18 protein-coding genes, 22 tRNA genes, 3 rRNA genes, 1 pseudogene and 2 riboswitches are annotated in these 26269 nt (G+C 45.1%); of the genes and pseudogenes, 8 read left to right on the forward strand and 36 right to left on the reverse strand.

The annotated features are described in order from the left end of the window. Nucleotides 1–231 precede the first annotated feature (231 nt). The 24 genes from NYE49_RS15665 to NYE49_RS15780 form a co-directional block, all read right to left on the reverse strand. Nucleotides 232–303: transfer RNA gene (locus tag NYE49_RS15665), tRNA-Glu, on the reverse strand. A gap of 25 nt (nt 304–328) precedes the next feature. Beyond that, a tRNA-Ser gene (locus tag NYE49_RS15670) sits at nt 329–419 on the reverse strand. Nucleotides 420–422: 3 nt separating this feature from the next. Then, a tRNA-Asn gene (locus NYE49_RS15675) sits at nt 423–497 on the reverse strand. A 12-nt stretch (nt 498–509) separates the two neighbouring features. Then, nucleotides 510–586: transfer RNA gene (locus tag NYE49_RS15680), tRNA-Ile, on the reverse strand. Between the two features lie 15 nt (nt 587–601). After that, nucleotides 602–675 (reverse strand) — tRNA-Gly (locus tag NYE49_RS15685). Nucleotides 676–685: 10 nt separating this feature from the next. Beyond that, a tRNA-His gene (locus NYE49_RS15690) sits at nt 686–761 on the reverse strand. A 17-nt stretch (nt 762–778) separates the two neighbouring features. Continuing rightward, nucleotides 779–854, reverse strand: a tRNA-Phe gene (locus NYE49_RS15695). Nucleotides 855–866: 12 nt separating this feature from the next. After that, a tRNA-Asp gene (locus NYE49_RS15700) sits at nt 867–943 on the reverse strand. Nucleotides 944–954: 11 nt separating this feature from the next. Beyond that, a tRNA-Met gene (locus NYE49_RS15705) sits at nt 955–1031 on the reverse strand. A gap of 17 nt (nt 1032–1048) precedes the next feature. Continuing rightward, nucleotides 1049–1141: transfer RNA gene (locus NYE49_RS15710), tRNA-Ser, on the reverse strand. Between the two features lie 6 nt (nt 1142–1147). Next, nucleotides 1148–1224: transfer RNA gene (locus tag NYE49_RS15715), tRNA-Ile, on the reverse strand. A 2-nt stretch (nt 1225–1226) separates the two neighbouring features. Continuing rightward, a tRNA-Met gene (locus tag NYE49_RS15720) sits at nt 1227–1303 on the reverse strand. A gap of 20 nt (nt 1304–1323) precedes the next feature. Then, a tRNA-Ala gene (locus NYE49_RS15725) sits at nt 1324–1396 on the reverse strand. A 5-nt stretch (nt 1397–1401) separates the two neighbouring features. Then, nucleotides 1402–1478: transfer RNA gene (locus tag NYE49_RS15730), tRNA-Pro, on the reverse strand. Between the two features lie 15 nt (nt 1479–1493). Further along, a tRNA-Arg gene (locus NYE49_RS15735) sits at nt 1494–1570 on the reverse strand. Between the two features lie 9 nt (nt 1571–1579). Then, a tRNA-Leu gene (locus NYE49_RS15740) sits at nt 1580–1665 on the reverse strand. A 14-nt stretch (nt 1666–1679) separates the two neighbouring features. Continuing rightward, nucleotides 1680–1754 (reverse strand) — tRNA-Gly (locus NYE49_RS15745). Nucleotides 1755–1759: 5 nt separating this feature from the next. Then, nucleotides 1760–1846 (reverse strand) — tRNA-Leu (locus tag NYE49_RS15750). 10 nt (nt 1847–1856) lie between these two features. Beyond that, nucleotides 1857–1932: transfer RNA gene (locus NYE49_RS15755), tRNA-Lys, on the reverse strand. A gap of 37 nt (nt 1933–1969) precedes the next feature. Next, a tRNA-Thr gene (locus tag NYE49_RS15760) sits at nt 1970–2045 on the reverse strand. A 32-nt stretch (nt 2046–2077) separates the two neighbouring features. After that, a tRNA-Val gene (locus tag NYE49_RS15765) sits at nt 2078–2153 on the reverse strand. 22 nt (nt 2154–2175) lie between these two features. Then, nucleotides 2176–2291, reverse strand: a 5S ribosomal RNA gene (gene rrf / locus NYE49_RS15770). 54 nt (nt 2292–2345) lie between these two features. Continuing rightward, nucleotides 2346–5273: ribosomal RNA gene (locus NYE49_RS15775) — 23S ribosomal RNA — on the reverse strand. A gap of 170 nt (nt 5274–5443) precedes the next feature. Beyond that, nucleotides 5444–6993 (reverse strand): 16S ribosomal RNA (locus tag NYE49_RS15780). Together the 16S, 23S and 5S rRNA genes with 21 tRNA genes alongside form the textbook arrangement of a ribosomal RNA operon. Nucleotides 6994–7457: 464 nt before the next feature. Further along, a riboswitch (TPP riboswitch) is annotated at nt 7458–7559 on the forward strand. A 99-nt stretch (nt 7560–7658) separates the two neighbouring features. Here NYE49_RS15780 and thiT point away from each other — a divergent pair. Continuing rightward, nucleotides 7659–8237 carry an energy-coupled thiamine transporter ThiT gene (gene thiT / locus NYE49_RS15785; RefSeq protein ID WP_015483606.1) on the forward strand — a complete coding sequence of 193 codons (579 nt, stop codon included), beginning with the start codon at nt 7659–7661 and terminating at the stop codon, nt 8235–8237. Nucleotides 8238–8278: 41 nt separating this feature from the next. Here thiT and NYE49_RS15790 read toward each other — a convergent pair. The 3 genes and pseudogenes from NYE49_RS15790 to NYE49_RS15800 form a co-directional block, all read right to left on the reverse strand. Then, nucleotides 8279–8799 (reverse strand): annotated as a pseudogene (locus NYE49_RS15790) (GNAT family N-acetyltransferase). A gap of 17 nt (nt 8800–8816) precedes the next feature. After that, entirely contained in the window at nt 8817–10346 is a 1530-nt protein-coding gene (gene floT / locus NYE49_RS15795; RefSeq protein ID WP_015384468.1) for a flotillin lipid rafts scaffold protein FloT, read from the reverse strand. Nucleotides 10347–10366: 20 nt separating this feature from the next. Next, nucleotides 10367–10891 (reverse strand): NfeD family protein, encoded by a 525-nt coding sequence (locus tag NYE49_RS15800; RefSeq protein ID WP_080344282.1) that lies wholly within the window; start codon nt 10889–10891, stop codon nt 10367–10369. 167 nt (nt 10892–11058) lie between these two features. On the opposite strand from NYE49_RS15800, the gene NYE49_RS15805 reads away from it, so the two are divergent. Then, nucleotides 11059–11547: a DinB family protein gene (locus NYE49_RS15805; RefSeq protein WP_003242867.1), complete on the forward strand. Its 489-nt coding sequence runs from the start codon at nt 11059–11061 to the stop codon at nt 11545–11547. Nucleotides 11548–11552: 5 nt separating this feature from the next. Here the strand turns inward: NYE49_RS15805 and NYE49_RS15810 are convergent, their stop codons facing one another. From NYE49_RS15810 to betB, 3 genes are all read right to left on the reverse strand, one after another. Next, the gene (locus NYE49_RS15810; RefSeq protein ID WP_015483609.1) at nt 11553–12131 is read right to left on the reverse strand and encodes an MOSC domain-containing protein; all 579 of its coding nucleotides are present in this window, start codon (nt 12129–12131) and stop codon (nt 11553–11555) included. A gap of 87 nt (nt 12132–12218) precedes the next feature. After that, a complete protein-coding gene (gene gbsB / locus NYE49_RS15815) occupies nt 12219–13427 on the reverse strand; it encodes a choline dehydrogenase (protein ID WP_047183576.1) in 1209 nt (402 codons plus the stop codon). A 16-nt stretch (nt 13428–13443) separates the two neighbouring features. Further along, a complete protein-coding gene (gene betB / locus NYE49_RS15820) occupies nt 13444–14916 on the reverse strand; it encodes a betaine-aldehyde dehydrogenase (protein ID WP_047183085.1) in 1473 nt (490 codons plus the stop codon). Nucleotides 14917–15113: 197 nt separating this feature from the next. On the opposite strand from betB, the gene gbsR reads away from it, so the two are divergent. The 4 genes from gbsR to ktrB all read left to right on the forward strand — a co-directional run bounded on the left by gbsR (nt 15114) and on the right by ktrB (nt 18776). Beyond that, the gene (gene gbsR / locus NYE49_RS15825; RefSeq protein WP_014477778.1) at nt 15114–15656 is read left to right on the forward strand and encodes a transcriptional regulator GbsR; all 543 of its coding nucleotides are present in this window, start codon (nt 15114–15116) and stop codon (nt 15654–15656) included. A gap of 196 nt (nt 15657–15852) precedes the next feature. Then, nucleotides 15853–16398 (forward strand): biofilm surface layer hydrophobin BslA, encoded by a 546-nt coding sequence (bslA, locus tag NYE49_RS15830; RefSeq protein ID WP_003243556.1) that lies wholly within the window; start codon nt 15853–15855, stop codon nt 16396–16398. A 144-nt stretch (nt 16399–16542) separates the two neighbouring features. Then, nucleotides 16543–16691, forward strand: a riboswitch (cyclic di-AMP (ydaO/yuaA leader). Nucleotides 16692–16763: 72 nt separating this feature from the next. Then, nucleotides 16764–17432, forward strand: coding sequence for a potassium uptake protein KtrA (ktrA, locus tag NYE49_RS15835; RefSeq protein ID WP_003228942.1), 669 nt, complete (start codon nt 16764–16766; stop codon nt 17430–17432). 6 nt (nt 17433–17438) lie between these two features. Next, entirely contained in the window at nt 17439–18776 is a 1338-nt protein-coding gene (gene ktrB / locus NYE49_RS15840) for a Ktr system potassium transporter KtrB (RefSeq protein ID WP_047183086.1), read from the forward strand. Between the two features lie 35 nt (nt 18777–18811). Here ktrB and NYE49_RS15845 read toward each other — a convergent pair whose 3' ends face one another. From NYE49_RS15845 to NYE49_RS15855, 3 genes are all read right to left on the reverse strand, one after another. After that, on the reverse strand, nt 18812–19075 hold the full coding sequence (locus tag NYE49_RS15845; RefSeq protein WP_047183087.1) for a YiaA/YiaB family protein: 264 nt from the start codon (nt 19073–19075) through the stop codon (nt 18812–18814). Nucleotides 19076–19183: 108 nt separating this feature from the next. Further along, nucleotides 19184–20032 carry an exo-glucosaminidase LytG gene (gene lytG, locus NYE49_RS15850; protein WP_003228938.1) on the reverse strand — a complete coding sequence of 283 codons (849 nt, stop codon included), beginning with the start codon at nt 20030–20032 and terminating at the stop codon, nt 19184–19186. A gap of 160 nt (nt 20033–20192) precedes the next feature. Next, a complete protein-coding gene (locus tag NYE49_RS15855) occupies nt 20193–21728 on the reverse strand; it encodes an MFS transporter (RefSeq protein WP_047183088.1) in 1536 nt (511 codons plus the stop codon). 494 nt (nt 21729–22222) lie between these two features. Between NYE49_RS15855 and cdoA the strand changes: the two genes are divergently transcribed. Next, nucleotides 22223–22708, forward strand: coding sequence for a cysteine dioxygenase (gene cdoA, locus NYE49_RS15860; protein WP_015384474.1), 486 nt, complete (start codon nt 22223–22225; stop codon nt 22706–22708). A gap of 104 nt (nt 22709–22812) precedes the next feature. Here cdoA and NYE49_RS15865 read toward each other — a convergent pair. The 3 genes from NYE49_RS15865 to NYE49_RS15875 all read right to left on the reverse strand — a co-directional run bounded on the left by NYE49_RS15865 (nt 22813) and on the right by NYE49_RS15875 (nt 25082). Further along, nucleotides 22813–22885: transfer RNA gene (locus NYE49_RS15865), tRNA-Ala, on the reverse strand. A gap of 107 nt (nt 22886–22992) precedes the next feature. Continuing rightward, the gene (locus tag NYE49_RS15870) at nt 22993–23823 is read right to left on the reverse strand and encodes an undecaprenyl-diphosphate phosphatase (protein WP_014477785.1); all 831 of its coding nucleotides are present in this window, start codon (nt 23821–23823) and stop codon (nt 22993–22995) included. 92 nt (nt 23824–23915) lie between these two features. Then, on the reverse strand, nt 23916–25082 hold the full coding sequence (locus NYE49_RS15875; RefSeq protein WP_024571881.1) for an AI-2E family transporter: 1167 nt from the start codon (nt 25080–25082) through the stop codon (nt 23916–23918). A gap of 181 nt (nt 25083–25263) precedes the next feature. On the opposite strand from NYE49_RS15875, the gene iolU reads away from it, so the two are divergent. After that, nucleotides 25264–26250, forward strand: coding sequence for a scyllo-inositol 2-dehydrogenase (iolU, locus tag NYE49_RS15880; RefSeq protein ID WP_047183089.1), 987 nt, complete (start codon nt 25264–25266; stop codon nt 26248–26250). The last annotated feature ends 19 nt before the right edge of the window (nt 26251–26269 follow it).

The following is a 26269-nucleotide window of genomic DNA, read 5'->3' on the forward strand; positions in this document are numbered from 1 at the left end:
GTAATCATCCTTTCTGACATCATAGTTTTCATTTATAGTATTTATTCGAAGAAATAAAAAAAAGCCCTTTCCTGAAAGCGCTTATACTTATAGACAATTAACTTCATTTTCTGAAGAAAAACGAAATATATGGAGATTTTTGTAGTCTGTTTTTAAAATAAAGAACAAAATCTAAGACATATCATGATTTAGAAAACAAAAAAACCTTGCAGGATATGCAAGGCTTCTGGATGACCCGTACGGGATTCGAACCCGTGTTACCGCCGTGAAAGGGCGGTGTCTTAACCGCTTGACCAACGGGCCGATAATTATTATATCTGTAATCATATGGCGGAGAAGGAGGGATTTGAACCCTCGCGCCGCTTACACGACCTACACCCTTAGCAGGGGCGCCTCTTCAGCCACTTGAGTACTTCTCCATTTGGCTCCACAGGCAGGATTCGAACCTGCGACCGATCGGTTAACAGCCGATAGCTCTACCACTGAGCTACTGTGGAATACAAAAGTCATGGTGGGCCTGAATGGACTCGAACCATCGACCTCACGCTTATCAGGCGTGCGCTCTAACCAGCTGAGCTACAGGCCCATGACGATATAGAAATGGAGCGGGTGATGGGAATCGAACCCACGACATCAGCTTGGAAGGCTGAGGTTTTACCACTAAACTACACCCGCAATTTTTATTTGGGGCGATTGATGGGAATCGAACCCACGAATGCCAGAGCCACAATCTGGTGCGTTAACCACTTCGCCACAACCGCCAAAATATAATGATAAATGGTGGCTCGGGACGGAATCGAACCGCCGACACACGGATTTTCAGTCCGTTGCTCTACCAACTGAGCTACCGAGCCTAAGTATTTAAATGGCGGTCCGGACGGGACTCGAACCCGCGACCTCCTGCGTGACAGGCAGGCATTCTAACCAACTGAACTACCGGACCATTTTAAAATTTGGTTGCGGGGGCAGGATTTGAACCTGCGACCTTCGGGTTATGAGCCCGACGAGCTACCGAACTGCTCCACCCCGCGATGATTAGGAATATGTATGGCGGAGGAAGAGGGATTCGAACCCCCGCGGGCTTTGACACCCCTGTCGGTTTTCAAGACCGATCCCTTCAGCCAGACTTGGGTATTCCTCCGTATAGTGGTGGACCTTGTAGGACTCGAACCTACGACCGGACGGTTATGAGCCGTCTGCTCTAACCAACTGAGCTAAAGGTCCATTGGTAGCGGCGGAGGGGATCGAACCCCCGACCTCACGGGTATGAACCGTACGCTCTAGCCAGCTGAGCTACACCGCCAAATATTTTTTGAAACCAAGTGGAGCCTAGCGGGATCGAACCGCTGACCTCCTGCGTGCAAAGCAGGCGCTCTCCCAGCTGAGCTAAGGCCCCAAGAATGGTCGGGAAGACAGGATTCGAACCTGCGACCCCATGGTCCCAAACCATGTGCTCTACCAAGCTGAGCTACTTCCCGATTTCATATAGATCATGGCGCGCCCGAGAGGAGTCGAACCCCTAACCTTTTGATCCGTAGTCAAACGCTCTATCCAATTGAGCTACGGGCGCAAAACTTAATGCCGAGGGCCGGACTTGAACCGGCACGGTAGTCACCTACCGCAGGATTTTAAGTCCTGTGTGTCTGCCAATTCCACCACCCCGGCGTGGATGGTATAGTTGGAGCGGAAGACGGGATTCGAACCCGCGACCCCCACCTTGGCAAGGTGGTGTTCTACCACTGAACTACTTCCGCAGAAATGGTGCGGATGAAGGGACTTGAACCCCCACGTCTGTAAAGACACTAGAGCCTGATTCTAGCGCGTCTGCCAATTCCGCCACATCCGCAACATGTAAATGGTGAGCCATGAAGGACTCGAACCTTCGACCCTCTGATTAAAAGTCAGATGCTCTACCAACTGAGCTAATGGCTCTTCTTACAAGAGACTTGAATATTATATCATATAAAAGTGGTGCCGGCAAGAGGACTTGAACCCCCAACCTACTGATTACAAGTCAGTTGCTCTACCAATTGAGCTACACCGGCATATATGTAAAACCGATATGTATAATGAAAAATGGTGGAGGATGACGGGCTCGAACCGCCGACCCTCTGCTTGTAAGGCAGATGCTCTCCCAGCTGAGCTAATCCTCCATAATTGCACTAACGTGCAATTGCTTGGCGGCGTCCTACTCTCACAGGGGGAAACCCCCGACTACCATCGGCGCTGAAGAGCTTAACTTCCGTGTTCGGTATGGGAACGGGTGTGACCTCTTCGCTATCGCCACCAAACAAATTGAGAGTGTTCTCTCAAAACTAGATAACAGGTGTGACATCATTCAAAATGTGGTTAAGTCCTCGATCGATTAGTATCTGTCAGCTCCATGTGTCGCCACACTTCCACCTCAGACCTATCAACCTGATCATCTTTCAGGGATCTTACTTCCTTGCGGAATGGGAAATCTCATCTTGAGGGGGGCTTCATGCTTAGATGCTTTCAGCACTTATCCCGTCCGCACATAGCTACCCAGCGATGCCCTTGGCAGAACAACTGGTACACCAGCGGTGCGTCCATCCCGGTCCTCTCGTACTAAGGACAGCTCCTCTCAAATTTCCTGCGCCCGCGACGGATAGGGACCGAACTGTCTCACGACGTTCTGAACCCAGCTCGCGTACCGCTTTAATGGGCGAACAGCCCAACCCTTGGGACCGACTACAGCCCCAGGATGCGATGAGCCGACATCGAGGTGCCAAACCTCCCCGTCGATGTGGACTCTTGGGGGAGATAAGCCTGTTATCCCCGGGGTAGCTTTTATCCGTTGAGCGATGGCCCTTCCATGCGGAACCACCGGATCACTAAGCCCGACTTTCGTCCCTGCTCGACTTGTAGGTCTCGCAGTCAAGCTCCCTTGTGCCTTTACACTCTGCGAATGATTTCCAACCATTCTGAGGGAACCTTTGGGCGCCTCCGTTACCTTTTAGGAGGCGACCGCCCCAGTCAAACTGCCCACCTGACACTGTCTCCCCGCCCGATAAGGGCGGCGGGTTAGAAGGTCAATACAGCCAGGGTAGTATCCCACCGATGCCTCCACCGAAGCTGGCGCTCCGGTTTCCAAGGCTCCTACCTATCCTGTACAAGCTGTACCAACATTCAATATCAGGCTGCAGTAAAGCTCCACGGGGTCTTTCCGTCCTGTCGCGGGTAACCTGCATCTTCACAGGTACTATAATTTCACCGAGTCTCTCGTTGAGACAGTGCCCAGATCGTTGCGCCTTTCGTGCGGGTCGGAACTTACCCGACAAGGAATTTCGCTACCTTAGGACCGTTATAGTTACGGCCGCCGTTTACTGGGGCTTCAATTCGCACCTTCGCTTACGCTAAGCGCTCCTCTTAACCTTCCAGCACCGGGCAGGCGTCAGCCCCTATACTTCGCCTTACGGCTTCGCAGAGACCTGTGTTTTTGCTAAACAGTCGCCTGGGCCTATTCACTGCGGCTCTCTCGGGCTTGCACCCTAACAGAGCACCCCTTCTCCCGAAGTTACGGGGTCATTTTGCCGAGTTCCTTAACGAGAGTTCTCTCGATCACCTTAGGATTCTCTCCTCGCCTACCTGTGTCGGTTTGCGGTACGGGCACCTCTCACCTCGCTAGAGGCTTTTCTTGGCAGTGTGGAATCAGGAACTTCGCTACTATATTTCGCTCGCCATCACAGCTCAGCCTTATGGGAAACGGATTTGCCTATTTCCCAGCCTAACTGCTTGGACGCGGATATCCAATACCGCGCTTACCCTATCCTCCTGCGTCCCCCCATTGCTCAAATGGTGAGGAGGTGGTACAGGAATATCAACCTGTTGTCCATCGCCTACGCCTTTCGGCCTCGGCTTAGGTCCCGACTAACCCTGAGCGGACGAGCCTTCCTCAGGAAACCTTAGGCATTCGGTGGAGGGGATTCTCACCCCTCTTTCGCTACTCATACCGGCATTCTCACTTCTAAGCGCTCCACCAGTCCTTCCGGTCTGGCTTCACAGCCCTTAGAACGCTCTCCTACCACTGTTCGAAGAACAGTCCGCAGCTTCGGTGATACGTTTAGCCCCGGTACATTTTCGGCGCAGAGTCACTCGACCAGTGAGCTATTACGCACTCTTTAAATGGTGGCTGCTTCTAAGCCAACATCCTGGTTGTCTAAGCAACTCCACATCCTTTTCCACTTAACGTATACTTTGGGACCTTAGCTGGCGGTCTGGGCTGTTTCCCTTTCGACTACGGATCTTATCACTCGCAGTCTGACTCCCAAGGATAAGTCATTGGCATTCGGAGTTTGACTGAATTCGGTAACCCGGTAGGGGCCCCTAGTCCAATCAGTGCTCTACCTCCAAGACTCTTACCTTGAGGCTAGCCCTAAAGCTATTTCGGAGAGAACCAGCTATCTCCAGGTTCGATTGGCATTTCACCCCTACCCACACCTCATCCCCGCACTTTTCAACGTGCGTGGGTTCGGGCCTCCATTCAGTGTTACCTGAACTTCACCCTGGACATGGGTAGATCACCTGGTTTCGGGTCTACGACCACGTACTCATGCGCCCTATTCAGACTCGCTTTCGCTGCGGCTCCGCATCTTCTGCTTAACCTTGCACGGGATCGTAACTCGCCGGTTCATTCTACAAAAGGCACGCCATCACCCGTTAACGGGCTCTGACTACTTGTAGGCACACGGTTTCAGGATCTCTTTCACTCCCCTTCCGGGGTGCTTTTCACCTTTCCCTCACGGTACTGGTTCACTATCGGTCACTAGGGAGTATTTAGCCTTGGGAGATGGTCCTCCCGGATTCCGACGGAATTTCACGTGTTCCGCCGTACTCAGGATCCACTCAGGAGAGAACGAAGTTTTGACTACAGGGCTGTTACCTCCTATGGCGGGCCTTTCCAGACCTCTTCATCTACCTCGTTCTTTTGTAACTCCGTACAGAGTGTCCTACAACCCCAAGAGGCAAGCCTCTTGGTTTGGGCTAATCCCGTTTCGCTCGCCGCTACTCAGGGAATCGCATTTGCTTTCTCTTCCTCCGGGTACTTAGATGTTTCAGTTCCCCGGGTCTGCCTTCTCATATCCTATGAATTCAGATATGGATACCACTCCATTACGAGTGGTGGGTTTCCCCATTCGGAAATCTCCGGATCAAAGCTTGCTTACAGCTCCCCGAAGCATATCGGTGTTCGTCCCGTCCTTCATCGGCTCCTAGTGCCAAGGCATCCACCGTGCGCCCTTTCTAACTTAACCGTTAAAAAGAATCACTATGTGATATCTTGTGTTACTAATTGAATGTGATGTCTACTGTTATCTAGTTTTCAAAGAACACGTTTCGAAGGAATGATCCTTCAAAACTAAACAAGACAGGGAACGTTCTGTTTATAAGACCCAAGGTCTTATATTCCGTATAATATCCTTAGAAAGGAGGTGATCCAGCCGCACCTTCCGATACGGCTACCTTGTTACGACTTCACCCCAATCATCTGTCCCACCTTCGGCGGCTGGCTCCTAAAAGGTTACCTCACCGACTTCGGGTGTTACAAACTCTCGTGGTGTGACGGGCGGTGTGTACAAGGCCCGGGAACGTATTCACCGCGGCATGCTGATCCGCGATTACTAGCGATTCCAGCTTCACGCAGTCGAGTTGCAGACTGCGATCCGAACTGAGAACAGATTTGTGGGATTGGCTTAACCTCGCGGTTTCGCTGCCCTTTGTTCTGTCCATTGTAGCACGTGTGTAGCCCAGGTCATAAGGGGCATGATGATTTGACGTCATCCCCACCTTCCTCCGGTTTGTCACCGGCAGTCACCTTAGAGTGCCCAACTGAATGCTGGCAACTAAGATCAAGGGTTGCGCTCGTTGCGGGACTTAACCCAACATCTCACGACACGAGCTGACGACAACCATGCACCACCTGTCACTCTGCCCCCGAAGGGGACGTCCTATCTCTAGGATTGTCAGAGGATGTCAAGACCTGGTAAGGTTCTTCGCGTTGCTTCGAATTAAACCACATGCTCCACCGCTTGTGCGGGCCCCCGTCAATTCCTTTGAGTTTCAGTCTTGCGACCGTACTCCCCAGGCGGAGTGCTTAATGCGTTAGCTGCAGCACTAAGGGGCGGAAACCCCCTAACACTTAGCACTCATCGTTTACGGCGTGGACTACCAGGGTATCTAATCCTGTTCGCTCCCCACGCTTTCGCTCCTCAGCGTCAGTTACAGACCAGAGAGTCGCCTTCGCCACTGGTGTTCCTCCACATCTCTACGCATTTCACCGCTACACGTGGAATTCCACTCTCCTCTTCTGCACTCAAGTTCCCCAGTTTCCAATGACCCTCCCCGGTTGAGCCGGGGGCTTTCACATCAGACTTAAGAAACCGCCTGCGAGCCCTTTACGCCCAATAATTCCGGACAACGCTTGCCACCTACGTATTACCGCGGCTGCTGGCACGTAGTTAGCCGTGGCTTTCTGGTTAGGTACCGTCAAGGTACCGCCCTATTCGAACGGTACTTGTTCTTCCCTAACAACAGAGCTTTACGATCCGAAAACCTTCATCACTCACGCGGCGTTGCTCCGTCAGACTTTCGTCCATTGCGGAAGATTCCCTACTGCTGCCTCCCGTAGGAGTCTGGGCCGTGTCTCAGTCCCAGTGTGGCCGATCACCCTCTCAGGTCGGCTACGCATCGTTGCCTTGGTGAGCCGTTACCTCACCAACTAGCTAATGCGCCGCGGGTCCATCTGTAAGTGGTAGCCGAAGCCACCTTTTATGTTTGAACCATGCGGTTCAAACAACCATCCGGTATTAGCCCCGGTTTCCCGGAGTTATCCCAGTCTTACAGGCAGGTTACCCACGTGTTACTCACCCGTCCGCCGCTAACATCAGGGAGCAAGCTCCCATCTGTCCGCTCGACTTGCATGTATTAGGCACGCCGCCAGCGTTCGTCCTGAGCCAGGATCAAACTCTCCGATAAATGGATCACAGGTTAAGTTCACCGCATCCTGCGGTGACACCTGTGTGACCTGCGTCGTGCAGGCCCTAGTTTGACTGACTACGCACATCGCTGTGCGATTTATAAAAATGAATTAACAGGTACGTTTTGTCTTGTTTAGTTTTCAAAGATCATTTCGTCACTTCTCAATGAAGCAGCTTTACCAATATAACATTCAGCTTCTTTTTTGTCAACAACTTTTTTCAAGTTGTTTTGAAGCATCTAGTTTGTGTCCGCTGTGCATCAGCGACGTTTAATAATATAACACCTGTATTTATTTATTGCAATAGTTTTTTTAAAAAATCTATAAAACAAATAAACTATAATCCTCGCCATGATTTCTAAAGCGTGTGTATCATATAACTTTCTTAAAAGAACATATACATCAGTCATGTGATCTTGTTGTTTTTTTCGTTTTCTTGTATAGTAGAAACGAACTAAATACTGATGACCACAAGGGGAGCATTAAAGCTGAGAGTGAGCGGTTTCGTTCTGACCCTTTGAACCTGTTAGTTAACGCTGGCGTAGGGATGTGGCAAAGTCAAATGAATTGCAGATCGTAAAGCAGTGCGTGGAACTTTTCTCATCCTTCCGCGTGCTGCTTTTTTGTTGTCCTTTTGGTTGTCTGTCAATGGAAGGAGATAGATATGAATCAATCTAAGCAACTGGTTCGCCTTATTGAAATTGCCATTATGACAGCGGCAGCCGTTATTTTAGACATTGTCTCAGGAATGTTTCTTAGCATGCCTCAAGGAGGCTCGGTCTCCATCATGATGATTCCGATCTTTTTAATTTCGTTTCGCTGGGGTGTCAAAGCAGGTCTTACTACAGGTTTGTTGACAGGTCTAGTACAAATAGCAATCGGAAACTTGTTTGCTCAACATCCTGTACAGCTATTGTTAGATTACATTGTCGCTTTCGCAGCAATCGGCATAAGCGGCTGTTTCGCTTCTTCTGTCCGTAAAGCCGCTGTATCAAAAACAAAAGGGAAATTGATTGTTTCAGTGGTCAGCGCAGTTTTTATCGGCAGTTTGCTGCGCTATGCCGCGCATGTCATTTCAGGAGCTGTGTTTTTCGGCAGCTTTGCTCCAAAAGGAACACCGGTATGGCTTTATTCTTTAACTTATAATGCGACTTACATGGTTCCTTCATTCATTATTTGTGCAATTGTCCTATGTTTATTATTTATGACAGCACCCCGTTTGCTTAAAAGTGACAAAGCGTAAAAATAACAATCCCCCAGCGAATTCCGCTGGGGGATTGTTCGTTATCTGTTAAGAAGTGTTTTTAAAGCTGAAAGATCCGGCCAGCCAAGACCTACTTCTTTCAGCCTTACTCCGGCAATTTCAAAGTTGTCTCCGCTACTCTTTCAGGTGAATAGGCCTGATAAAATATAATCGAGGGATTCTCCTCAATAACCCAAACAAACATACTTGAAAATCCATGTTGAAGCAAAAACTCCGCTCCTTTTGCTAAGAGCGCCCTGCCTGCACCTTGCCGCTGGCGCTCTTCCACAAGATAAATAGCGTATAACTCGCCGTCATAGCCTTCTTGTTCAGATCGAATAGGTCCAAATGAAGCAAAGCCGAATACTGAACCCATTTCGTCCTGAGCAACAAATACTCCCTTTAACGAGCGACTTTTCCATTTGTCTTCAAATTCCTTATAGTTCAGGCTGTTTAAATAATCAATCGGGATAATTTCGTGGTATGTTGTCCTCCAGCTGTCTACATGCACTTTTGCAATGTCCTTTATATCCTCTAACTTCGCTTCACGTACAGTTACCATACGGTTCTGCCCTTTCCTTACTCTGATTTTTGGATCGTTTTGGCTTCTTTGATTTCATTTGTTAATTCATTAATGCTTTGTTTTACGTTTCCTTTTCCTGAAAAGTTCTCAAGCATTTCTTTTACATCAATTCCCGAGGATGCTTTTAAACTTTCTTGCAGACTTGACATTAAGTTCGTCGCATAGCTGGTTACTTTGTTTGCTCCGCTTGATTCACCGCTTCCTCCTGTATCGACAACGGTGATTTTATCAATATTTGAAAGAGGTGCCGCTGCTTGTTTCGCGTATTCCGGAAGCATTTTGACAATCATATCGAAAATCGCCGCCTGCCCGTACTGTTCAAAGGCAGCCGCAATTTTCTCTTTTGCTTCCGCTTCTGCAAGACCTTTCAGGCGGATAACCTCTGCCTCTGTCTCTCCTTTCGCTTTTTCCGCTTCTGCTTTTGCTAGCCCGTCAATTCTTACTTTTTCCGCCTCAGCCTTTGCCATTGCTTCAATACTGTACTTCTTGGCATCGGCTTCCGCGAGCTGTTTGGCTTTCTCTGCTGCTGCGGACTGCTCAACAGAATAACGGTCTGCATCGGCTTTTTTCTTTACCTCTGAGTCGTATTGACGTTCACGGCGAAGAATTTCTTTTTCTTCTAGTTCTATTTGTTTTTGGCGTTCGATAATTTTAACCTGCATTTCCTGCTCTGTGACTTGCTGGCGCGCTCTGGCAGTCTCTAAATCATATGCTTGGTCGGCATTCGCTTTTGCCGTATCTTGTTCTCTGCGGAATTCAGCCATTTTGAGCTGATTGAGTTTTTCAGCTTCAGCGATTTCCGTCGCCCGTTCAAGTTCTGATTTTTTTGCGTCTTTATCGGCTTCTGCCCGCTTAATTCGTGTTTCTTTATCAGCCTCTGCTGTTGCGATATCAGCATCGCGTTTTACTTGGGCAATTCTCGGTTTCCCTAATGATTCAAGATAACCGTTTTTATCACGAACATCTTTAATGGTAAACGAGACGATTACAAGCCCCATTTTCGCGAGATCCTGTGAAGCGACACGCTGCACCTCTTGAGAGAATTTTTCTCTGTTTTTATAGATTTCTTCTACTGTCATTGAGCCGAGAATGGAACGAAGGTGGCCTTCTAAAACCTCCCGCGCTTCCTGCTCACGGTCGTCTTTTGATTTCCCTAAAAATTGTTCGGCCGCTGTAGCGATTTCTCCTATAGAACCGCCGATTTTAATAATCGCAGTTCCATCGGCCATTACTGGCACTCCTTGTTCTGTATAGACTTCAGGTGTCGAAACATCGAGTTTGCTTGATAATAAGCTTAGCGGCTCTGCCTGCTGGAAGACGGGAAGGACAAAGGTTCCTCCGCCGCGGACGATTTTAATACGGTTGCCGCCTTCATCGACATGAACATTTTTATTCCCCAGATAGCTCCCTGTTACAATTAACGCTTCATCAGGCCCTGCTGTACGATACTTCGTAATAAACACAGCTATTAGTGCAATTAATAAAAAGAATACAACTCCGATGATCATTATAATCGGCATTGTCATATCAAATTCCTCCTTTTATGTTAAATGGGTTCATGCGGAGTAACCGAAAGAACTCCGTTGTTAATATCTACGACTAACACCGTTGTCCCGTAACTGATCTGCTGATTATCAAAACTGACCGCTGACTTTGAAATGGTGCCTCCTATCCCTTCTATGACCACTTCACCAAACCCGTCAACCGGAACAGCTGTAATCACTTTACCGAGTCTTCCTCTGAGATCATCTTCTCTATATGCCAATGATTCTTCTGCAGATGATAATGGTACCAGTACAAAGATGTGAAGCAATACCACCAGCATGATTGAAAGGATGCAAGATAAAAGCGCAATCAGCAAGCTTGACAGAGGCAATACGAGTTCACCTATATATCCGCCCGCTGAAAAACATGTGAAAAATGAGAGCACTAATGTCGGATTAAGAAGCGGAATGCCTTCCGGCAGCCCTGCAAATACATCTCCGAAAAACAGAAATAACAGCGTAAGGCTGCCCGCAATAATAAGCGTATAAAGATAAATTGTTTGTATAGGTACTCCAAATAACTCCAATTTCCTCATCCTTTCTTCATCAATGCATTGATGAACGGCTGCCGTTACCATTTATACGAGACACCACGGGAAAAGTTTCAAAATTTTAAGACAAATAACCCATTTGAAGTGCTTTATAAATGATAATTGCTTATATATATGGTAATGTCATTTTAGGAGGAGATATGATGAGTATCTTTAATGAAGCCAGATTAGAAACGTGGAACGAATTGAAAGGACTTTCTGACGAAAAGCTGAACCAAAAGCCTTCTGCTGAAGAATGGAGCATACGGGAAGTTCTTGACCATTTGAAAAAAATCGATATGACCGCACAAAAAATGTTGAAGGAACGTGTAAAGGACGCTCCGATTAAAGAAATTGAAGAAAAACCGCTTGAGGTAGCACAGGACAGAAATAATAAACGGAAAGCCCCGAGTCATCTTGAGCCTGCGCATGATTTTATTTCAGGCAGCCAAATGAAACGTGAGCTTGATGTGGTAAGAGAGCAGCTGACTGCTGCGATTGCCTCTCTGAAAGAAGAAGATTTTGAAAGAGTGCTTCCGCATCCTGTGTTTCAAGAGCTGACTGTCAGACAGTGGATCGATTTTATCGGCCATCATGAAAAACGGCATCTCAGCCAAATGAAAGAAATTAAAGAAAAGATAGAAAGGGCCTGATTTCATCAGACCCTTTCTGCTTTTCGTTTGACTTTTCGCTGATAGGAATGAACTTCTATTTTATCACCTGTGTAAACAGCACCAGGTCTCTCCACAATACAGACAATCCCTCTAATGCCAAGTGCGTGGCGGACGAAAGCCGGCGCGAGCTTCGGTTGGTCCGGATAATAAGACTGAATGACTTCTCCCGGCTGGATACACGGATCATTTTCGCCCTCACACAGCAGAGCCGCTCCGCTCGGAAAAATAATCCGGCTTCCTTCTTTTAATGAAGTAAGATCTGGCATACCGCTGACTGCCACATTCGCCCCGAGCCATTCCGGCAAAATCCTCGGCACTCCCATTTTTAAAGCGATTTCGTTGCATTCCTCTATTGAAACAATTGAAATTTGTCTGCGGTTGAAAATTTCAGTCCCTCTTGAAAACATTGGTTCTCTGGCTCCCGCTTTTTTGGTCAGACCAAAATGCAAGTCTCCGGGGATGCCGCCATAATCAAAATCAAGCTTGTCCATTTGCTTTGTTACGAAGCTTTCTGTATCTGCGATATATAAGCCTTCCGCTTTTGCAGTCATACGCTTCCACATCAGCTGGCACCTTCCTTCTTATCTAAAATTTCCACCTATGCTTCATTATCCCAAAAAATCCCGCTCTGTAAAGGAGCGGGATTTTGATTATACCGTTTTAGGCGTAAGGTTAAAGCAGCGCTTGTAGATCCAGTTGTATGCTTTTTCATTTAAATCTCTAGGGTTTCCGAAGGTTTGCGGATCTTTCATTGCTTCTTTAGACAAGCGTTCGATCATATTAGGTGATACTCCCTGCTCTTCTAAAGTCGGCACTTCTAAATCTTCGACCAGATCATACATCCAATTGACAGATGCTTTCGCAGCTTCTTCTGTTGTCATCTTGCTTGTATCAATACCGAACGCTTTCGCAATACGCGCAAACTTCTCAGGATAGCCCTTCCAGTTGTATTCCATGACAGGGCCCATCATCGCCGCTACACATTGGCCGTGAGCGACTGGGATAATACCGCCAAGCGTTTGGCTCATCGCATGAGCCGCGCCCGCTGATTCACTTCCGTAAGAAAGACCAGCAAGCATCGCAGCCTGCGCCATTCCGTACCTTGCTTCCAGATCCTCTCCGTCAGCAAATGCCCTCTTAATGTAATGAGCAGCATACTCAATCGCCATTAAGGCAACCGCATCCGTGATTGGCTGTGCAAATTTCATTGTATAGCACTCAATGGCATGGGCGAGCGCATCAATTCCCGTCATAGCTGTTACATGCGGAGGCATTGAAACATGAAGCTCAGGATCAATGATGGTCAAGTGCGCTGCAATCAGCGGACCGCCCGTGTTGAATTTGAATTCTCTTTCTTCATCTGTGATAACCGCCCATTGGGTTACTTCTGATCCTGTTCCAGCTGTAGTGGGAATTGTCGTCAGCGGAGGAATGCGGTTTTCCAGCGGTTTTTTCCCATCTGCCGCTTCATAATCAAGCACGCTTCCTTCGTGAGTCGCTTCTACTCCGATTGCTTTTGCTGTATCCATGGAGCTTCCGCCTCCGACTGCCACCAAACCATTACAGTTCTCTTTTTTGTAAAGCTCAGATCCTTCATTCACCAGACGGACAGGCGGGTTTGGCTCAACTTTATTAAAGAGCACCACTTCAATGCCTGCTTCTTTAAGTGATTCGATTACAGGATCAGCAACACCGGCTTTATAAATCCCTGGGTCTGTGACAAGGAGCGCTTTTGAAACGCCCAGTACAGCTACTTCCTCACCCGTATGCTTGATGGCTCCGATTCCATGCTTAATCACAGTCGGAATTTCAAATGTGTGGAATTTCTGCATGCTTTCTACCTTCATATTTAATGTCATCATCAATCTCCCCCTCTTATGAATTGAACCAGTTAACCGCTGCCGGTTTTGTATTGCGGTATACATGTTTGACTTCTGTGTATTCTTCAAGGCCTATTTTTCCAAGCTCGCGTCCGAACCCGGATTGCTTATATCCGCCCCATGGCGCTTGTGCAAAGTACGGATGAAAATCGTTGATCCAAACGGTTCCCATTCTCAAGCTGGCTGCTACCCGTTCGCACTTTTCAATGTCTTTTGACCATACCGCTCCAGCCAAGCCATAGATGGTATCATTCGCAAGCTCGATTACCTCTTCTTCAGAGCTGAAGGTTTCGACTGTCAATACAGGACCGAAAACCTCTTCCTGAACGATTCTCATGTCAGAATTACAGTTTGAGAAAATAGTAGGTTCATAGAAAAAGCCGTTTTGAAGCTCAGGATCTTCCGGGCGTTTGCCTCCTGTCTCCAGCTTCGCGCCTTCCTCTATTCCGATCTCAACATATTTTTCTACCTTTGCCCTGTGCTCCGCCGAAATAAGCGGACCGCTTTCTGTCTCAGCATGAAAACCGTTTCCGAGTTTTATGCGTTTTGCTCGTTTGACCAGCTCCGCCAAAAATTGATCATGAATGGCGTCCTCAACAAGCAAGCGGGAACCTGCAGAGCATACTTGGCCGGCGTGGAAAAATACAGCGTTTAAAGCTTGATCAACCGCAACTTCTAAATCCGCGTCCTTGAAAACAATATTTGGGTTTTTCCCGCCAAGTTCAAGGGCGATTTTTTTGACGTTTCCGCTTGCCGCCCGCATGATTTTTTTGCCTGTTTCAATTCCGCCCGTAAACGAAATCAAATCGACGTCTTTGTTTACGGCAAGCTCGTCGCCCACTGTGGCTCCCGGTCCAAGAACAAGATTTGCGACACCTTTTGGAACACAGGCTTCTTCCATCAGCTTAAAGACTTTGATTGTCGTCAGCGGCGTAATCTCACTCGGCTTCATGACGATTGTGTTTCCTGCAGCCAGTGCAGGGGCGATTTTCCAGCTTGCTTGAAGGAGCGGATAATTCCATGGAGTGATCTGGCCGCAAACCCCGATTGGCTCCCTAATAATTTTGCTTTCTGAATCAGGAATCGGAGATGAAATGATCTCTCCGCCATCTTTGTCTGCCAAGCCGGCGTAATATTGAAAAACATTGGCGATATCGTCCATATCGGCCTTACTTTCTTCGAGTGTTTTTCCTGTATCAAGAGATTCAAGCTCAGCCAGCTCCTCAAGATCGCGTCTGATTAATTCCGCAATTTTCAGAACAATTTTCCCGCGTTCAAGCCCGGATAGCGATGACCATTCTCCTTTGTCAAATGCTCTGCGTGCGGCTGCGATTGCTTTGATGGCGTCCTCTCGCCCTCCCTCGCTTACAGTTGCAATTTCTTCTTGATTAAATGGGTTGATAATACTGCGGATCTGTTCTTTTTCGGCACTGATCCATTCTCCGTCAATGAATAATGTTTGACTCATATAAGCCTCCTTGACGTAAATAAAGTTTGTTAAATAAAAATTTAATGTTTTTAACAACCTTAATCTAACATATGGTTTTTAAACTGTCAAAGTCCCATTTCGATTTTTCTTTTTGACTTTTCCTCATGTTTCGTTAAGATAAAGAACATAAAGAAATAACTTAACGAATTTAATTTTCTAAGGAAAAGAGGGTCAGTATGGATGAAAATCCAGAATTTGCAGCTATAGAACAGGCTCGGGATCTTGTTATTGACTCCATTGCTGAAACGATGGATCTTTACGGAATTACCCGCAGTGTCGGGATTTTATATGGGACGATGTATATGAGGGATGAGATGACGCTTGACGAAATGCGTGAGGAGTTGCAAATGAGCAAACCAAGCATGAGCACAGGCGTCAAAAAGCTTCAAGACTTAAATGTAGTGAAAAAAACATTTCACCGGGGAATCCGCAAGCATACATTTGTGGCTGAAAAGGATTTCTTTAAATTTTTCACAAATTTCTTTCCACCTAAATGGGAGCGGGAGGTTCAAGTGAATGTAGCAGCGATCGAGGAAGCTCAAGCTGATTTACAAAAGGTTTTAAGCAAGGAAGATCTCGATGAGGATATCAAAAATGAGGCACTGCAGTTATACGATCAGCTGGAAAGCTCTAAAGCTTACTATGACTGGCTGAAACGGCTTGCTGAATCGGTGCAGACCGGAGAAATTTTTAAATTTATACCGATCGAAACAAAGTAAAGCAGAAAACGTCTGGGGAACCAGGCGTTTTTTTGATGTAACTACTACAAATTTGAAAAATACGGGAAAAACACCCCATTTACTTCCAAAATATTTGATGGTAATTTTATGTAGGTAAAATTTGTATTTGGCCTTCAGAGGAGGTGAAAAGCGGGCAGGCCTGTTTAATTTATCATTTTTTAGGGGGAATTTTGTTATGAAACGCAAATTATTATCTTCTTTGGCAATTAGTGCATTAAGTCTCGGGTTACTCGTTTCTGCACCTACAGCTTCTTTCGCGGCTGAATCTACATCAACTAAAGCTCATACTGAATCTACTATGAGAACACAGTCTACAGCTTCATTGTTCGCAACAATCACTGGCGCCAGCAAAACGGAATGGTCTTTCTCAGATATCGAATTGACTTACCGTCCAAACACGCTTCTCAGCCTTGGCGTTATGGAGTTTACATTGCCAAGCGGATTTACTGCAAACACGAAAGACACATTGAACGGAAATGCCTTGCGTACAACACAGATCCTCAATAACGGGAAAACAGTAAGAGTTCCTTTGGCACTTGATTTGTTAGGAGCTGGCGAATTCAAATTAAAACTGAATAACAAAACACTTCCTGCCGCTGGTACATATACTTTCCGTGCGGAGAATAAATCATTAAGCATCGGAAATAAATTTTACGCAGAAGCCAGCATTGACGTGGCTAAGCGCAGCACTCCTCCGACTCAGCCTTGCGGTTGCAACTAATGTAAAAGACCGGTTAACGCCGGTCTTTTTTGCGTTTTACCCTCCCCTTTTTCTCTAATCCCCGTTATCTTTTTTCTGGTTTAAAATTTAAATTGACAAACACTAGAAACAGGAGTAAATTCTTGAGTGTTCAATTTCATACAGTCTCTTTTACCGCTTAATCAAACACGAACGGGGGAACCAACGATTGGCTGTTTTATTAACAGCCTTGGGGTGAATCTTACTAAGTAAGAGGGGGTACTCTGAATCCCTAATCCGACAGCTAACCTCGTAGGCGTATACAGAGAGGAGGTCTATTATCGGCCATTCTTTGCAATGGTCTTTTTTGCTTCAAAAACGTTAATTCACTAAGGGAGATATGAACATTGGGAAGAATTAAAAATAAGCAATTTGCCGTGATCGGGCTGGGCCGGTTTGGCGGCAGCATTTGTAAAGAACTTCATAGAATGGGGCATGAGGTCCTTGCGGTTGATATCAACGAAGAAAAGGTCAATGCATATGCTTCTTACGCCACTCATGCGGTAATTGCCAACGCCACCGAAGAAAACGAATTGCTTTCATTAGGAATACGCAATTTTGAATATGTGATTGTTGCCATCGGAGCAAATATTCAAGCGAGTACGCTGACCACCCTATTATTAAAGGAGCTTGATATTCCAAATATTTGGGTAAAGGCTCAAAACTATTATCATCACAAGGTGCTTGAAAAAATCGGCGCTGACCGCATTATTCATCCTGAAAAAGATATGGGGGTTAAAATCGCACAAAGCCTTTCAGACGAAAATGTTTTGAATTACATTGATCTATCTGATGAATACAGTATTGTCGAGCTGCTGGCTACGCGCAAGCTTGATTCAAAATCGATTATTGACCTGAATGTAAGAGCAAAGTACGGCTGCACGATCCTGGCCATTAAACACCATGGAGATATCTGTCTTTCCCCCGCGCCTGAAGACATCATTCACGAGCAAGATTGCCTGGTGATCATGGGCCACAAAAAGGATATTAAACGTTTTGAAAACGAAGGGATGTAGACAAAGGTGACACTTCAAAAGGATAAAGTGATCAAATGGGTTCGGTTTACACCGCCTCAAGTGCTTGCCATTGGTTTTTTCCTTACCATTATCATCGGGGCTGTCCTATTAATGCTTCCGATTTCCACTACGAAGCCATTGTCATGGATAGATGCCCTTTTTACTGCAGCTTCCGCTACAACTGTTACAGGGCTTGCTGTTGTCGATACCGGTACTCAATTTACGGTATTCGGGCAAACAGTAATTATGGGGCTGATTCAGATTGGCGGGCTTGGATTTATGACATTTGCGGTCTTGATCGTCATGATATTAGGAAAAAAAATTGGCTTAAAAGAACGAATGCTCGTCCAGGAAGCCTTAAACCAGCCGACAATCGGCGGTGTCATTGGCCTTGTCAAAGTCCTGTTTCTGTTTTCGATCAGTATTGAATTGATAGCAGCACTCATTTTATCCATCAGGCTTGTACCTCAGTACGGCTGGTCATCCGGCTTGTTTGCCAGTTTGTTTCACGCAATATCTGCTTTTAACAATGCCGGGTTTTCGTTGTGGCCTGATAATTTGATGAGCTACGTTGGCGATCCTACAGTAAACCTCGTGATTACTTTCCTATTTATTACAGGAGGGATCGGATTTACGGTTCTGTTTGATGTGATGAAAAATCGGCGTTTTAAAGCTTTTTCTTTACATACAAAGCTCATGCTTACAGGAACGCTGATGTTGAATGCGATTGCTATGCTTGCGATCTTTATTTTAGAATACAGCAACCCTGGGACGCTCGGCCACCTGCATATAGTGGATAAACTGTGGGCGTCCTATTTTCAAGCGGTGACGCCGAGAACCGCAGGCTTCAATTCTCTAGATTTTGGAAGCATGAGAGAAGGAACAATTGTATTTACTTTATTATTGATGTTTATCGGAGCAGGAAGCGCATCAACGGCGAGCGGCATTAAGCTGACTACGTTCATCGTGATTTTAACATCTGTTATTGCTTACTTGAGAGGTAAAAAAGAAACGGTTATTTTCCGCCGTTCCATCAAATATCCGATTATCATTAAAGCTTTAGCTGTGAGCGTCACCAGTTTGTTCATCGTGTTTTTAGGGATTTTCGCCCTGACGATCACAGAACAAGCGCCATTTCTTCAAATTGTGTTTGAAACCTTTTCCGCATTCGGAACTGTCGGCCTTACGATGGGGCTTACTCCTGAACTGACAACAGCTGGCAAGTATATCATTATTGTCATCATGTTTATCGGTAGAATTGGTCCTTTAACGTTCGTGTTTTCATTCGCAAAAACAGAGCAATCAAATATCCGTTATCCTGACGGCGAAGTGTTTACAGGGTGATATCAAAAAATCCGGCGTGCAGTCGCCGGATTTTTTTATGATTCGATATGAGATTGTTTTTGTCTTTTTTCCTGTTCCGCGATGATTTCATTATCCTCCGCGTTATCACGGGTTACTTTTTGTGTAAGAATCGCACCAACTGCTACAAGTATCATAACAGCGATGTAATAACCTTTTTCATTGAGTTCCAGATTATCAGCATTATAGAGTCCGATACTAAACAAAAATACTCCCGCAAAAAAAGTAAAATAAGCTAATACTGTAAAGGCAACCGTGTTTCTGCGTCTATATTTCTGCACCTTTGTTCCCTCCCGAAAGCATAGTTAAAAAGTGATAACTTCCGTGGAATATTATACCTCAAATTCCCCAGAATGGAACAAAGAATTAAAAATACCAGTAAAAAGGGCTTAGGTTGCCTCCTTTATTTCAACAGCTGAATCATCAATCCAGCCAATAAGTTTATCATTGATTTGGAATTGGTACCATACAGACTGGCCTTTCTGTTTTTTAGACACAACCTTTATGTCTTTGCCGACGTAAGATTGGGCAGAGGTAAGCCTTATGGACCGATCATCAGTAGAAGGCTTGGACCATACATCTTGAACGGCACTGTCTTTAATAGAGGCGTTTAAATCCACAGATTTGAGGGATGGATTTACCTCATCGTACTCATCTAAATCGTATTTTTCCACAATAGCGCTGATTTTGTCAGCGTAGTCAGGATCTGTAGCATATCCTGATGTTTGCAGGGCGGTTGCCGCTTCCTTATAATTCCCTGCCTCAAGCACCGGTTTATACTTCTTTTTATTCCACGATGTGCCACGGACGAACAATTGGGCGTGATCATCCATAGATTCAAAAAACGTGCTGTATTTTCGAAACTTCGCGCGAATGGTTTTTCTTTTCCCTTTTTCAACTTCGTCCGTTTCCATCGTGACATGATGGCCTTTATAATTCCCTTTTACGCCAAAAAGGTTGTTGGCCTTAGCAGCCAGTTCACTGTTCCCCCAGTCCGATTCGAGAATGGCCTGAGCAATTGTGATGCTGGGGAGAACATGGTATTTTTCATACAAAATTTGGGCATGTCCGGACAGACTGTCTATAAACACTTGCTGTTCATCGATTTCTTCAGTTTCTTTGGATATTTCAATCGGTTTTGATAAAGTTGTCGCTAAAACAAACAGAGCTAGCGGAATCGATACAAGGAAAAATAGTGAAATCAAGAGTTTACGTTTTTTAAGTTTTTTACGGGCCATGAAAACCTTCCTTCGAATTAAAAGATTACGAATGTAAAAGAATCTACCTTTTAGAATTTTACTTGCACTTCTAATATTTTTCAATTCTTTAGGGATAAAGTTGGGAAAAGATTGCAAAATAAAAACCTTTTCGCTCAATGAAAAGGTTTTTACCATGTATCTATTTTTGTAAATTTCTGAGTGCATTCCGATATTCCGTATCATTTATTACTTTATATGAATTGACGGTTGCCTTCGACAAACCTTGTGCTGAGACGGCCTGTTTTTCCGGAGCTGTTTTCGCTTTATCATGTGGTTTATGTGCCAGCTTGTGCCCCATTCCAGTGGCATTCATACAAAATGACAAGCAGACGAGCAGCACGCTAAGGATAAAAGAAATGAAGAAGAGATCATGATAAGCAGTCATCATAGAATCCTGTACCGAACCGCTTTGTCTGGCAGCATCTTTTTTCGTGAAAAAGCCGATGAGAATGGGAACTCCCATATAGACAAACAATCTTAAAAACTGAACAGCTGTCATTCTCTTGACCAAATCAGGCAGCGGGCCTCCCATGGCAGCTCCCATCAGCCCTGCGGCGACTGTCAGGCCTGTTCCCGCTGCAAGCATGATAAACAGTGCTGCGAACATATAAAGAGATGATCGATCCTGTATATGCAGCCATTGAAAATTCACAAAGACGAGAATAAGTCCGCCAATAATACCGAGCATCCCTGGTCCGACTTTATCATATAACAGAGCGCTCAAAATGGCCGCGATCGCCACTCCGATTAAAAGAGTCAAGTTTAAAAAAATGAGATGCTCCTGAGAAATATCATACATATGACGGAGCAAGCCTTGAAAAGCAGACAGGCTGACAGCTACCGTTATCGTCCCTGCAGCTATGATCAATAAGCCAAGCACCGGTTTTGGCAGCAGCATCAGTTTAATAGATATGAAGGGGTTTTTCACTTTATATTCCACAATCAATAGACCAATGAGCAAACATAACGTCACCCCGAAACCAATCCTTACATAACCCGATGACAGCCCCCATTTTTGCAGAAAAATGAATGAAACCGCTGAGGCTGCGGCAAGGAAAACAGATAAAAGAATTCCCGCACGATCAAGCGGCTGTTCTTGATCCGCCGCTCCGTGATGCTCGTCATGGAGAAAGAAATAGCTCACCGCGACACCGATCAGGGACAAGGTGCCAAAGATGAAAAACAGCCATCTCCAATGCCCGCAGCTTGTTGCAATGGTTCCCAGGATTGTGCCGATGATAACAGAACCATAGAATCCCCCGATCAGCACAAGCAGTGCATAGTTCCTGCGTTCAATCGGGAATGACAGTACAAGCATTGGAATCATAATCATCAGCATGACGCCTGTTGCCGCCCCCTGTAAAAAGCGCCCTGCCGCCATCCATGCAATATCGCCTGAACATGCGATGAGCAGTGAGCCTAGTATAAAGACAGGTAATGAAGCCAGATAGACGGGACGAGCACCGAATTTTTTCCTCAGCAGCGGTCCTGCCGGAACTAACAAGGTAAAGGCCATATTGCCGATCAATATCGGATTTACTGATGTGAAGACACTTGTTCCAACCGCTTTCTGAACAAGGCCTTGAACTGACGACAATGCCGTGTTAGACATCAATCCCGGCCCGACCGCTAAGACGGCGAGCAAAGAAATCACCCAATAGTGTTTTGTCTTCATGTTGTCATTCCTTCCTATATGAATACATGCGAAACACATCATTTTTTGAAAACAAAAGAAGCTAATAGATTTTGCATACCATTAGCTTTCATTCTAATATTATCCCTTTCAGGGGAAATGATATTATTTTATTATAATTATGTGAATGAATGAGCATATAATCAAATATTATTTCAAATCGATTGTGTTTTGTCAATGGAGTAAATTTCAAGCACAACATAGAAAGCTTTTCCCCGATATTGTGTCTAGAACTGCACTTATGAATCCCTGCTCGTTCCCTCAAGCGAATTAAATCAGGCCGTTTTAATCCTTTCAATCCACTATTCCAACTAATAAACTCGAATAAGTTGGTGATAAGACAACATTTTGGCCGCACATTTTTTTGTGTTCACTGGGCGTTTGCCGCCTCTAAATTGTATATGGGTAAATACCATGAATTAACCTATGAAATACCAATGTAAGGAAATTTTAAATATTCTGGGAGGCAAAAACGAATGGAACTGTATGAGTGTATCCAAGACATTTTTAGCGGCTTAAAAAATCCATCGGTTAAAGATTTAGCAACATCTTTAAAACAAATTCCAAACGCAGCAAAATTGAGTCAACCGTATATTAAGGAACCAGACCAGTACGCTTACGGCCGAAATGCCATCTATCGAAATAATGAATTGGAAATTATCGTGATTAACATTCCGCCAAACAAGGAGACGACAGTACACGATCATGGTCAATCCATTGGTTGTGCAATGGTGCTAGAAGGAAAGCTTCTTAATTCTATTTATCGCTCAGCCGGCGAACACGCAGAACTCTCCAATTCATACTTTGTCCACGAAGGAGAATGCCTTATTTCAACCAAAGGTTTAATTCACAAAATGTCCAATCCGACATCCGAACGAATGGTGTCTCTTCATGTCTACTCCCCCCCTTTGGAAGACATGACGGTCTTTGAGGAACAAAAGGAGGTATTGAAAAATTCATGATTGACAGATAAACTGCTCACTTTGACTTCGCTCAACTGTAGGATTCAGAGAATGAACCTTTTCCTCAAAACAAAAAACCCTTATCGAATAAGGGTTTAAAGGTATGGAGCCAAGGGGGCTCGAACCCCTGACCTCTACGCTGCCAGCGTAGCGCTCTCCCAGCTGAGCTATGGCCCCGTATGTAACGTCATGTTTATTATAGATGATTTTTTTTTGAAAAACAAGCTGTTTCCTCTCGAATTGACAGAAAAAATAAGGCTCGGAAAAGAGCCTTATTTTTCGACTTACATCATGATCAAAAGTAAAATCACACCGAGAATAATTCGATAGATTGCAAATGGGACAAGTTTGATTTTGTTAATCAGCCTTAAGAAGAAACGGACGACAAACAGTGCGACCACAAAGGCACAGATAAAGCCGACGATGAAAAATGGCATCAGATCCGAGCTTAAGCTGTCCCAATGCTTCACGAGGCTTAGAAAGCTGGCTCCCATCATGATCGGCATCGCCATAATAAACGTAAAGTCGGCTGCCGCTCGGTGGTTTAATCCGAGAATAACACCGCCGGAAATGGTTGAACCCGAACGCGAGAAACCCGGCCAAAGGGCAAGACATTGGAATAAGCCGACTGCTATCGCCTGTTTATAGGAAATACGGTCGAGAGTGTCTGTCGCTGTTTTCCGCTTATTGACCCAGTCAGCAAAAAGCATCAGGATTGCCCCGGCAATTAAACCGATGGCCACAGTTTTGACAGAAAATAAATATTCATCAATGTAATCTTCAAACAAAAAGCCGAGAACAGCTGCAGGCACGAGTCCGACGGCAATTTGGGCAATGCTTAATTTATGTCCCTGCTCCTGGTCGCTTGTAATGTTTTTTTTCAAGCCGAGTAAGTTTAAAATTCGGTCTTTAAACACGATAGCTACTGCTAAAATGGAGCCTAGCTGAATAACCACCTTGAATGAGTTAGCAGCTTCTTCTGACATCAGATTACTTGATTTAAGCCAGATGTCGTCTACTATAATCATATGTCCTGTCGAAGAAACCGGCGCGTACTCTGTTAATCCTTCTACGATTCCTAAAATGGCGGCTACAAACAATTCCCATAGAGTCATGATTTTGATTCTCCCCATTAGACATTTATTTTTTTACATAACGGGAGCTTTCCATAAATGGAAAGCCCGTCTTATATAACTATAAACGAAAATCACACTTTATGACCCGGCGTATTTTCATTTTTTTCTTCGTCGTATAAATGTGACCGCATTTTAAACCAGTCAAATAAATGTGTCGTAATGACTTTGGCAACTGCATAGCCCGGAATGGCAAGAATGATTCCAACAACGCCAAACAGTTTGCCAGCTGTTAACAGCAGAAAAATAATTGTGATAGGGTGGATGTGAAGGTTTTTTCCCATAATTTGCGGAGAGATCAGCTTCCCTTCAATCAGCTGAACAATGGTCCAAACGATCACCAATTTAAGCAGCATGAGCGGCGATGTCACTATGGCAATGATAATCGCAGGCGTAATGGCAATCGTTGGCCCTAAATATGGAACGATGCTAGTACAAGCCGCAATGACGGCTAGCAATGAAGCATAATCCAGCCCGATAATCAAATAACCGATAAACAGCAAAAACCCGATACAGAAGCTGACAATGATCTGGCCTCTGATATAAGAGCTTAACCGATGATTCATTTCGCTTAAGACTGTGTATGTCTGTTCTTTCAATTGCGTCGGAACAAACTTCAGTATGTAGACCGGCAATTTTTTTCCGTCCTTTAACAAATAGAAAAGGATAAACGGAACCGTAACGATTGAAATGATAATCTCAGTCAGGGCGCCGATAAAATTCCCAACGCCGGTAAAGGTACTGTTCACAATTGTCGCTGCCTGATCTGAAACCTTTGTTGCGAGATCAGATATATTGATGTTCGTCGTTTGCTGGGCCTGATTGACGAAGTTGCTACCGATCAGCTGTTTCGTCTGATTTTCAACGATATCCACATATCTTGGGATGTTGTCGATTAAACTCATAATTTGTTCTTTTAAAAAGGGAATGATGGACACGATTGTGATCGTGATCAGCCCAATAATCAATAGATACAACAGTAAAATAGAATAGATTCTTCTTATTCTTCTTCTCTCAAGGAAATCGACGACCGGGTTTAACAGATAAAAAACAATGCCTGTCAAAATAATCGGAAGTGATATCGTTTTGAGCAAAACAATAATCGGGGTGAAAATAAATGATGTTTTTGTAAATACTAGAATATTTAAACCAATCAGCAGCAGCACAAGCAAAAATAAAACAAACTTATTGTCCAAGAAGAATCGCTTGAATCTGCCGCTCCATGTTTGCAACGTCTCCACTATCGTTCCTCCGTCATACATAGTTTAATTAAATTGTACACTATCGTCCCTATAATGAAAAATAAAAACCGTTAATTGCTGGAAAAGCTTTCACGGTTTTAACATTCTATTTATATCTATCATGTGATTTTATTCTATTTAAGCTATAATTTAGCTATATCATACAAAAGGAGCGATACGAGTGATACGTTTTGCAATAATAGGAACCAACTGGATTACAGACCGCTTTCTTGAGTCAGCAGCGGATATCGAAGATTTTCAGCTGACTGCTGTTTATTCAAGATCGGCTGAACGCGCTGCCGAGTTTGCTGCTAAACACAACGCTGCGCATGCCTTCTCAGACCTTCAGGAAATGGCGGCGAGCGATTGCTTTGATGCCGTATACATAGCGAGCCCGAACGCTCTTCACAAGGAACAAGCCGTTCTCTTTATGAACCATGGCAAGCATGTGCTTTGTGAGAAGCCGTTTGCTTCGAATACAAAAGAAACAGAAGAGATGATCTCAGCGGCTAAGGCAAACGGCGTTGTTCTCATGGAAGCAATGAAGACCACTTTCCTGCCGAATTTCAAAGAGCTGAAAAAACACCTGCATAAAATCGGCACTGTCCGCAGATTTACCGCAAGCTACTGCCAGTATTCCTCACGGTATGACGCGTTCAGAAACGGAACTGTTTTGAATGCGTTTCAGCCTGAGCTTTCCAATGGGTCATTAATGGATATTGGCGTCTATTGTATTTATCCGGCTGTTGTGTTGTTTGGCGAGCCAAAGGATGTAAAAGCAAACGGATATGCTTTATCTTCAGGAGTGGACGGAGAAGGAACTGTCATTCTGTCTTACGACGGGTTCGAAGCTGTTCTGATGCATTCCAAAATCTCTACTTCCTATGCCCCAGCGGAAATCCAGGGTGAAGACGGGACGATTGTAATCGATACGATTCACCGGCCTGAACGTGTTGAAATCCGCTACCGGGACGGCCGCCTTGAAAACATCGCGATCCCTGATCCTAAACCGGCGATGTTCTATGAAGCAGAAGAATTTGTCACGCTCATAAAAGAGAATAAGCTGGAATCTGAAGAAAATACATTTGAACGGTCTTTGACCACCGCAAAAATTATGGAAGAAGCAAGAAAGCAAATGGGGATTGTATACCCTGCTGATCAAGCTTAAAAAAATCCGCCCGCGTGCA

Origin of the sequence: Bacillus sp. FSL L8-0358 (assembly GCF_038593095.1) — a bacterium.
Classification (GTDB): Bacteria; Bacillota; Bacilli; order Bacillales; family Bacillaceae; genus Bacillus; species Bacillus subtilis.

Coding starts and splice junctions, on each gene's coding strand:
- thiT (WP_015483606.1), top strand. CDS start 7,659: ATGAATCAATCTAAGCAACTGGTTCGCCTTATTGAAATTGCCATTATG.
- floT (WP_015384468.1), bottom strand. CDS start 10,346: ATGACAATGCCGATTATAATGATCATCGGAGTTGTATTCTTTTTATTA.
- NYE49_RS15805 (WP_003242867.1), top strand. CDS start 11,059: ATGAGTATCTTTAATGAAGCCAGATTAGAAACGTGGAACGAATTGAAA.
- NYE49_RS15810 (WP_015483609.1), bottom strand. CDS start 12,131: ATGTGGAAGCGTATGACTGCAAAAGCGGAAGGCTTATATATCGCAGAT.
- gbsB (WP_047183576.1), bottom strand. CDS start 13,427: ATGACATTAAATATGAAGGTAGAAAGCATGCAGAAATTCCACACATTT.
- betB (WP_047183085.1), bottom strand. CDS start 14,916: ATGAGTCAAACATTATTCATTGACGGAGAATGGATCAGTGCCGAAAAA.
- gbsR (WP_014477778.1), top strand. CDS start 15,114: ATGGATGAAAATCCAGAATTTGCAGCTATAGAACAGGCTCGGGATCTT.
- bslA (WP_003243556.1), top strand. CDS start 15,853: ATGAAACGCAAATTATTATCTTCTTTGGCAATTAGTGCATTAAGTCTC.
- lytG (WP_003228938.1), bottom strand. CDS start 20,032: ATGGCCCGTAAAAAACTTAAAAAACGTAAACTCTTGATTTCACTATTT.
- NYE49_RS15855 (WP_047183088.1), bottom strand. CDS start 21,728: ATGAAGACAAAACACTATTGGGTGATTTCTTTGCTCGCCGTCTTAGCG.
- cdoA (WP_015384474.1), top strand. CDS start 22,223: ATGGAACTGTATGAGTGTATCCAAGACATTTTTAGCGGCTTAAAAAAT.
- NYE49_RS15870 (WP_014477785.1), bottom strand. CDS start 23,823: ATGACTCTATGGGAATTGTTTGTAGCCGCCATTTTAGGAATCGTAGAA.